This window comes from Streptomyces sp. NPDC058964, from assembly GCF_042741275.1.
Classification (GTDB): domain Bacteria; phylum Actinomycetota; class Actinomycetes; order Streptomycetales; family Streptomycetaceae; genus Streptomyces.
On the sequence record NZ_JBHYKH010000848.1, the window covers coordinates 1 to 2264 of the forward strand.

Consider the following 2264-nt stretch of genomic DNA (forward strand, 5'->3'; position numbering starts at 1 on the left):
CGGCGGTCTCGTCCTCGCCGACCACGATCTCCAGCAGGGTGCCGGAGGCGGGGGCGGGGATCTCGGTGTCGACCTTGTCGGTGGACACCTCGAGCAGCGGCTCGTCGGCCTCGACGCTGTCGCCGACCGACTTCAGCCAGCGGGTGACGGTGCCCTCGGTGACGGACTCGCCGAGCGCGGGCAGGACCACGTCCGTGCCCTCGGCGGAGCCGCCGCCGGCAGCGGCCTCGGTGGTGGGAGCGGGCGCCGGGGCGGCCTGCTCGGTGGACGGGGCCGCCGGGGCGGGCTCGGGGGCCGGCTCGGCGACCTGCTCGGCCTGCGGGGCCTGCTCGGCGGCCGGGGCGCCGGTGCCGTCGTCGATCAGCGCCAGCTCGGCGCCGACCTCGACCGTCTCGTCCTCGGCGACCTTGATGGAGGCCAGGACACCGGCAGCGGGGGAGGGGATCTCGGTGTCGACCTTGTCGGTCGAGACCTCGAGCAGCGGCTCGTCGGCCTCGACGCGCTCGCCCTCGGCCTTCAGCCAGCGGGTGACAGTGCCCTCGGTGACGCTCTCGCCGAGCGCCGGAAGGGTTACGGAAACCGCCATGGTTTCGGTTGCTCCTTAGGAATTGCGGAAGTCTGTGTCGTCGCGTCCGGTGACGGAAGGCGTCAGTCGTGCATGTGGAGGGGCTTGCCGGCCAGCGCCAGATGGGCCTCGCCGAGCGCCTCGTTCTGCGTCGGGTGGGCGTGGATGAGCTGCGCCACCTCGGACGGCAGCGCCTCCCAGTTGTAGATCAGCTGGGCCTCGCCCACCTGCTCGCCCATCCGGTCGCCGACCATGTGGACGCCGACCACGGCACCGTCCTTGACCTGGACGAGCTTGATCTCGCCCGCGGTCTTCAGGATCCGGCTCTTGCCGTTGCCGCCGAGGGGGAACTTGATGGAGACGACCTTGTCCGCGCCGTAGACCTCCTTGGCCTTGGCCTCGGTGATACCGACGGAGGCGACCTCCGGGTGGCAGTACGTCACCCGCGGAACGCCGTCGTAGTCGATCGGGACGACCTTCAGACCGGCCAGACGCTCCGCAACCAGGATGCCCTCGGCGAAGCCGACGTGCGCGAGCTGGAGCGTCGGGACCAGGTCACCGACGGCGGAGACGGTCGGGACGTTCGTCCGCATGTACTCGTCGACCAGGACGTAGCCGCGGTCCATCGCGACGCCCTGCTCCTCGTAGCCGAGGCCCGCGGAGACCGGGCCGCGGCCGACGGCGACGAGGAGGATCTCCGCCTCGAACTCCTTGCCGTCGGCGAGGGTGACCTTGACACCGTCCTGGGTGTACTCGGCCTTCGAGAAGAAGGTGCCCAGGTTGAACTTGATGCCGCGCTTGCGGAAGGCGCGCTCAAGAAGCTTGGAGGAGTTGTCGTCCTCGACCGGGACGAGGTGCTTGAGACCCTCGATGACCGTGACGTCGGAGCCGAAGGACTTCCACGCCGAGGCGAACTCGACGCCGATGACACCGCCGCCCAGGATGATCGCGGACTTCGGCACGCGGTCCAGGACGAGGGCGTGGTCGGAGGAGATGATCCGGTCGCCGTCGATCTCCAGGCCCGGCAGCGACTTCGGCACGGAGCCGGTCGCCAGCAGGACGTGGCGGCCCTGGATGCGCTGGCCGTTCACGTCGACGGAGGTGGGGGAGGACAGCCGGCCCTCACCCTCGATGTACGTCACCTTGCGGGACGCGATGAGACCCTGCAGCCCCTTGTAGAGGCCCGAGATCACGTCGTCCTTGTACTTGTGGACGGCCGGGACGTCGATGCCCTCGAGGGTGGCCTTCACGCCGAACTGCTCGCTCTCGCGGGCCTGGTCGGCGATCTCGCCCGCGTGCAGCAGGGCCTTGGTGGGGATGCAACCCTTGTGCAGGCAGGTGCCGCCGACCTTGTCCTTCTCGATCAGGGCGACGTCCAGGCCCAGCTGGGCCCCGCGCAGCGCCGCGGCGTAACCACCGCTACCACCGCCGAGGATCACTAGGTCGAAAACGGTGCTGGCGTCGTTCGCCACGTCACGTCCTCCATGCATGTGCGCCACGCCGGTCTCCAGTGACCGGTCGGCGGCTGGTGTCCGGCCGCTCTACGTCGGCCCTGTGGTGGGGGCCCTGTCCTGCCGTGCCCCATCTTCGCACTTGTCGGCGGCGGAAGAGACGCCGGGCCGCGGTCTGGAAAGTCTGATCCATCACGTCTCGAGGAGGCGGCTAGGACGAACCCGCGGAGTTCGTCGAGGGCGAACCC

The 2264-nt window shown here is 70.0% G+C and carries 2 protein-coding genes; both read right to left on the reverse strand.

The window, feature by feature from the left end:
• The coding region (locus ACFW2E_RS45545; RefSeq protein WP_384477696.1) for a biotin/lipoyl-containing protein at window positions 1-586 on the reverse strand (586 nt) is incomplete at its 3' end.
• 62 nt (window positions 587-648) lie between these two features.
• A complete protein-coding gene (lpdA, locus tag ACFW2E_RS45550; RefSeq protein ID WP_384477699.1) occupies window positions 649-2037 on the reverse strand; it encodes a dihydrolipoyl dehydrogenase in 1389 nt (462 codons plus the stop codon).
• Between the last annotated feature and the right edge of the window lie 227 nt (window positions 2038-2264).